The 6,532-nt window shown below is 60.9% G+C and carries 4 protein-coding genes; all 4 read left to right on the top strand.

The features are described 5' to 3' along the window. Window positions 1–8: 8 nt before the first annotated feature. On the top strand, window positions 9–3,491 hold the full coding sequence (locus IHD13_RS16140; RefSeq protein ID WP_195862064.1) for a toxin VasX: 3,483 nt from the start codon (window positions 9–11) through the stop codon (window positions 3,489–3,491). Window positions 3,492–3,895: 404 nt separating this feature from the next. Continuing rightward, window positions 3,896–4,627 carry a hypothetical protein gene (locus IHD13_RS16145; protein WP_230086380.1) on the top strand — a complete coding sequence of 244 codons (732 nt, stop codon included), beginning with the start codon at window positions 3,896–3,898 and terminating at the stop codon, window positions 4,625–4,627. Between the two features lie 847 nt (window positions 4,628–5,474). After that, a complete protein-coding gene (locus IHD13_RS18295) occupies window positions 5,475–6,212 on the top strand; it encodes a hypothetical protein (protein ID WP_230086381.1) in 738 nt (245 codons plus the stop codon). A gap of 33 nt (window positions 6,213–6,245) precedes the next feature. Beyond that, a partial coding sequence (locus IHD13_RS16155) for a hypothetical protein (RefSeq protein ID WP_195862066.1) occupies window positions 6,246–6,532 on the top strand: 287 nt, incomplete at its 3' end.

The following is a 6,532-nucleotide window of genomic DNA, read 5'->3' on the forward strand; positions in this document are numbered from 1 at the left end:
CCTGTCAGATGTCCGCATTCGAGCGACCCAATGACGACCGCGACGATGGAACCCTCGCGGCGCATGAACTGCCATGCCGTGACAGTGAGGAGGGCGCCACCTGCCCCCTGCTCAACGGCACGGTGCAACTGCTTCCCCTGCGCTACGGCCTGGTCGAGGAGCTGGAGCCCGGGTGCGCCACGCCCTATGCCTTGAGCGCCCGTCCGCTGGGGATCCGGATGCTGCGCAACGGCTACCTCTATGTACTCGACGGCAACACCAACGAGCTGCATGAGTACGAGTTCCGCAACCAGGGCGATGCCCTCAGCGGCCACAACGAGGGCAAGCTCGAATACGCGACCGATCGCACCCTCTACGTCTGCTTCTCCGAGGTGCAATGGACCGCCGCCAAGCGGGCCCAGGTTCAGGAGAGCGAGGCGGATCGCGACGCCTTTATGCAGGCCGTCGACCTCGCCGGCGCCAACCCCATCTCCGGCGGCGGCGAGCACCTGATCACCACGGCCCAGGCCGAACAGTGGGTGGCCGAATTCGCCGAGAACGCCCAATTGGAGGCGCCAGAGGCTGGCTACGAACATGAGGCTCAGACCTATCATTGGGAAAACGAGCCTTACTATCACAAGACCCGCCTGGGCAAGCTTCTCAAGCAGCACAAGGTCGAGGATCGCGACACCTGCCTGTGCCTGGTCGTACGCGACGATATCGGCGTGATGCGCGACCTGGCCCAGTTCCAGGACGAAGTCGTAGACTGGGTGACCCACTGGGCCACGGCGAACGAGGGAAGAACCGAGCGGGATTACCTGCTGGCCTGTTACATTGAGTCGCTTTCCCAGTTGCAGACAGCCTCGCTGGAGGACCTTCGCCAGGTGTCGGAAGACCCAGACGTGCAGGCCATGTGGGAGCAGGTCGCCGCGATGGAGGAACCCCGCCAGGGAAGAGTCCGCCGAGCCCTACTCGACTTTCTCAACCAAGACAGCAATACCGGTGCACTGCCGCAGCCCCACGATCCTGACTTGCCGGAGAAACTCAAGGAGCGCTTGTGGGAGATACGTGGCGAGGCGAACCGCACCAATGCCAGCGAAATCGCCAATCAGCTGCAAAGGGCAGTGCATCGTTACTATGTTGAAGAAGGCCTCAGCGACAGCCTGGGGAGCGACTTCGTGGATCAGCATGCGGACGCCCTGCTCTCCATGAAGCAACAGCACAATGAGCGGCTCCGAGCACTACTGGAAGGCAGCAGGATCGGGCAACGAGGCATCAACGACCTGATCGACCGGGACCGCATGGATGCCTTCCTCGCCGAGCAACGCCCCCGGCTGCAACGCTGGAATGCCCTGCTCGATGCCTTGTCTGATGACCGCACAGACATGCTGTGCAGCAGGCGGTTCCACATTGCCGCCTGGTACTTCGATGCGCAGGACGAGGGGCAGATCCATGAAGCCTTCAAGACCCAGTATGGGTGTCTGAAAGACATCTGCCGTAGCGACGAAGCAACCGAACGGGTTGCCGACTGGCTAGACGAGGCCCCCCACTACGATAGGCCGCTATTTCATACCCTGCCGCTCGCCGACCAGAGCGATTTCATCGGTCAGTACTCGACGATCAGTAATGCCGGCTATAACGCAGTGCTCAAGGCCACCGAAAAATGGGGCGAGCTCACTACGCTAGAATCAGGGCGACTACCCGCAGTAGATGAATTGCCCGAGAACACCAGGATCCTCGCCGAGGAAGCCCACCAGCCTCTGGGACCGGCGATCTCGCGGGGTATCTCCCAGGTCATGGACGAGTTCTATCAGAGTATCAATCGTGACACTCTCCCCGACCTGGAGGAGCTCTTCCGGCGCCTTCCCAAGGCACTGCCTGCAAGAATCCTGGATGCCGCCCAGCGTACTGGCGCCAGCTTCGTCGTGGCATCCAGAGAGGAGTTGGCCCGCTTCCGTCGCACCATGCAGCGCATCCTGGCACTCAGGGAAGAGCTCGACGCGATCCGCAGACGCCGTAACGTGGTCAAGGCAACCGCCGGGCACCGCTCGCCCGAAGCACAGACCTTACTTGAGGAATTCAAGCGGCTTCGCCAGGAACTGCAGACGGTACATGAACCGGAACTCGCGCGTGCACTGAGTCCCATTGAGGAGCTCCCCGGGGACAGCGTCCGTATCGCCGGCGCGACGCCGGGGCGAGCAGGGCTTACTTTGATACTACCGGCGGCACAGCAGGCCGAAGTGGGTGGCTTGATCCGTAATCTGCGTCAGGGGATTGTGGCAGCTCCCAGGACAAATCTGGCTGGGGATGGGTTGGGGCTATTGGTCTTTCTTGCTCAAGTAGTGACCTTCTGGAATGCATATCAAAGCTATCAGGACGGGGGCAGGCTAAATGGATCCACTACGCGCATGGATTTACTTAAATCATTTGTCGCCACAAGCTCTGCTGGATTCCTGGCCGCTCAAGGCATTATGGATACTGCCCTGAGCGCCAGGGCAAGATCCCTTACCAATGCCTTGAATATCTCTAGCGCTGAAAGCGTAACGGCGACTCTTGGAAGGCTACATCTCTTTCTTGGCGGCTTTACGTACGTATTAGGTTCTTTTGCCTCATTTTCCTCCCTTTCCAGCCGAAATAGTACCTGGCAAGAAGCTGTACGTAGCGGGAATAGCCAGGCCCAGAGCGCTGCTATGGCAAGTATGGTGGGCGCGGCAGGCATGGTGGGCGCCAATGCCTATGGGTTGACCAATACCCTCCATACTGGCTATTCAGTAGCGTTCCGGGGTGCCACATGGGCGGCTAGCGGTGCTCGTCTCGGCACGGTGTTCTGGCGCTTTAATCTCGCAGGGGCCCTGTTTAGCGTGCTCGAGCTAGGGGGGAGCTGGCTCTATAATCGCTACAACACCAGCCGCCATGACGACTGGCTGCTCACGACGCCCTGGAGCCAGGAGCTCGGCCGAATCAGCAATGCCTCCCTCGATGAGTACCAATCACAGCTGCAAATGATCACTCAAGCACCAACGCTTACCGTCAGTATCGAGAAATTCGATAGCTGGTGGAAAAACCGAATGGAAGGCCCCAAGTCGGTAGATTTCAAGCTCACCCTGCCTTCCATCGGCTTACAGGGCCTTGCTTCCCCCTTCGGGGGCAAGCCACCATATACCCTGTCGTTGGCCTGCTATCAGGTGCGTACGAATACCGGACCAGGTCCGAGAGAATTCTGGTATCCCGCAACCAGCCAACTCGATAACCAACACGACCTAGAAGGTAAGGAGCCTCTGGCCCTAGGCTTTCCCAGGCCGACGCCAGGGCGTGCGGGGGACTGGCGTCATCATGATACCATCATGGCGATACGAATCGAGGCCCTCGATAGCAGCGGCTACTATCAACCCTCCGAGTACCATATTCGATTCTCTCGTTCGGGTGGCGAGGGGATTTACAACCCATCGGATATGGCCTTGCTTGGTGAACCGGCGGCCTGGCTGGAAATCGATCCGCTTCTTCTTACCTGACACAAGGCATTAGCATGGCAGCCAAGGCACCCCAGCAAGCTCGTCCCGATATCACTCAGCCCCACCAGGCCGGGGATAGCGAGACCATTCCCGGTGGCAAAATCACCTACCTTGCGCCCGCCCCCTTACCCACAGGCTCGCTACCGGTGGATTTCAACCAAGCCATCGGCGAGGTAAACGCGACTTACCTGGACTTTGGTGGAAGCCTCCCCACCCCATTTACCTGGCAGTTCACTTTGGGCATACCATTCATTAGCTTCCTATGGTTTGCTTTACTTACGCCTTTGGTACTTGGGTGGATGACCTCCGGCGGGGACCTCACGTTTTCCAGTGAGTTCATGGCTTTCTTCAATCTCACGCTCGGAATGGGGCTATGGGGGGGGGGGCTATCACTTGCCCTGGCCTTGTTTATTAAAGCTCGCTACCACTTCAAGTTCCGCACCGATATTCCCACCCGTTTCCACCGCCAGCGACGCGAGGTGGCCTTCGCACCGGGCGGGGGCAAGCCACCGATCATCGTGCCCTGGGAGAGCGTGGCGGCCTGGGTGACCCAGGCGCAGGGCGTCACCCAGTATGGTGTGCAACGCCAGTATGGGTTGGGTCTTGGCTTCATCGATCCCGAAACGGGCCAGCAACACTTTCTCGAGCTGCGGCAATCCGGCATGCCACTGGCGCTGGGCCTATGGGAGTCGGTGCGGGCCTATATGGAGTACGAGGTCCATACCCGCGAGGACATCCAAGACCCGCAGGGGCTGCATCAAGCCGGGGATCCACCCTATGAGGGTGTGCATACCTTCCACCACGCCCGCCGGCGCTTGCATCGCCGCCACCGCGAGGGAGAGATCGGCCTGTTCAAGGTCACCCTATGGTACCTGTGGCATATCCTCGATCTCTGGACGATACCCTTTTATCTGGCCGAATGGGAAATCCGCGTGATCCAGAAGGCGGGACGCAAGACCCTGCCGGCTAGCCTCGATGAGTGGTCCCAGCCCCTGCCCAAGGAGCAGTGGGCCCAGTCCAGCGAGGAGCTGGTTCGCCTCTCCGCCGAGGTACGGCGGATTCGTGAGCGCGACCCGCAGCGTCCCGTCGAGGAGATCTTCACCGAGGCCTATCGCCGCCAGGGCATCGAGGCCTGATCGACCGACTACTGCCGGCACCGCCGGAAGACGTTATCCACACCCGGTGCCACACGGAGCGTGGCGCCCATTCTCCCTCTGCCAGGGAAGGCGCCCGACCGTCTTCCCCGGCGGTAGCGTGGTCAACGGCTCTCCGCGGAGTGGCGTGCCCTATCCGCCCTCGGCGATCGCTTTCTCACCCGCTGGAAGGTCGGCAACTGGCCAGCCATGTCACTGACGGCCTGGCGATAACCACCAAGGGATTTGACGCACCATGCCCAAACCAACCATCGACGATTCGCTGCCCCCCATGCGCGCCGGCGAGCGGGAAAGCCGCGCCGGCGGCGAGCAGTACTGCCTAAGCCCCCTGCCCCTGCCCACCGATAGCGAGCAGGGGGTGGACGTCGCCCATATCGACGTTCGCCACGACGAGACCACCATGGATCTTCTCCAGGGGGCCAACCACGAAAGCTTATTAACTGCGGGACATATATTTAGTGGACTAATAGCAGTCATGACTGCCTTTGGAACAGTGCTGCTGCTTATGGCTCTTTACAAAGGATCGCTGCCAGTACAGTTAGTAGCTTTTTTAGGGGGAGGGCTTTACATGCTTTGCCTCTTCGTTTTTATCTTGGCCATCGTTATGGGCAATGTAATCCTTAAGCGCACCCCCCCTATTCGACTGCATCGCCAGCGCCGTGAAGTGGCCTTTGTGGTGGACAGCCCGGGGAAGCGACTTTGGCTACCCAACCCCACTAATATGTGGTTAGGCTCTTTCACATGGGTAGCAGCTGGCGCGTCCGGACTCCTGCTATTCATAGAGATTGCTGGCTGGGTAGTCACTCCGGAAGCGACCTTCCCTCTTAAGTTGCTGCTTCTGCATATCGCCTCCCTGGCCTTTCTTCCCCTCTATCCCCATTTCTATGACTTCTGCCGCAAGCGCGCCGGCCAGGAGCGCCAGACGGTACTGGTGCCCTGGGAGGACATGATCGCCCTGGCGGTCTTCAACCCCAGCCTCAGCGCCGGGGCCGTCACCGGCTTCGGCTGGAACTTCGCCCTGCTGCCCCCCGATCCCGAGCGCCCGGGTTATACCCTGCCCGGAGCCGGTATCGTCGTCGGCGTCGGCGGCCTGCCGGGGGCGCTGGCCCAGTGGGAGTATATTCGCCGCTTTATGGAGGAGGGCCCCGAGGCCATTACCCCCTCGGCCCAGGAGTGGGGCCTGGAGTGGTACGACGCCTACGTGGCCCGTGAAAAAGCGGCATGTGAGCGCACCAACGACATGGCCCGCTGGCGGCGCTTCCGCCGCAAGCGCCGCTGGGAGCACGCCCGCCTCGCCCACTGGTACACCGAATACCGCATGAAGCACGTGCTGCCCAAGGCGGTTCCCCAGGACTGGTTGGCCGAGTGGTCCAAGCCGCTGCCCAAGGCACAGTGGGCCAAGCCCTCCCGGCAGGTGAGCGAACTCAGTGAGAAGCTACGCGCTGCCTACCAGCGCGGCGAGCAGTTCATCGAGATGGGCGATATCGAGCAACGCTTCGGTGTCGAGGCGGTGCCCGCGCCTCATTCGGCGTACCGAACGCTGCCCTTCAGGCACTGCCAAGCCTGACTACCACACGAGTGACTCAAGGAAGAACATACGATGAAGAAGGAAAAATTCCCGCTGGATACCATGGCCGTTCTCACCTGTCCGGCTTGCCAGGGTACCTGGCCTCTCAACTGGAACGCCTCGAAGGCCCTGAAGGAAGCCCAGTCAGTGCCTTGCCCCCAGTGTGACCACCAGGGTCAGCTGAGTGACACCCAGCACTCGGACCTGGCCGCCCACCTGGATAATGTCGAAAAGGTCACCGGGAAAGGCTCGACCCTGGTCACGGTATCGGGGCTGGCGGCCTTCCTGGTGGGGATCGGCAGCTTCTTTGGCTTGGTTCC

Source organism: Halomonas sp. 328 (genome assembly GCF_015645095.1).
In the GTDB taxonomy this organism is placed as follows: Bacteria; Pseudomonadota; Gammaproteobacteria; order Pseudomonadales; family Halomonadaceae; genus Bisbaumannia.

What these genes read in the sequence shown, in the direction of transcription:
- IHD13_RS16140 (WP_195862064.1), top strand. Translation starts at nt 9, where the DNA reads ATGTCCGCATTCGAGCGACCCAATGACGACCGCGACGATGGAACCCTC.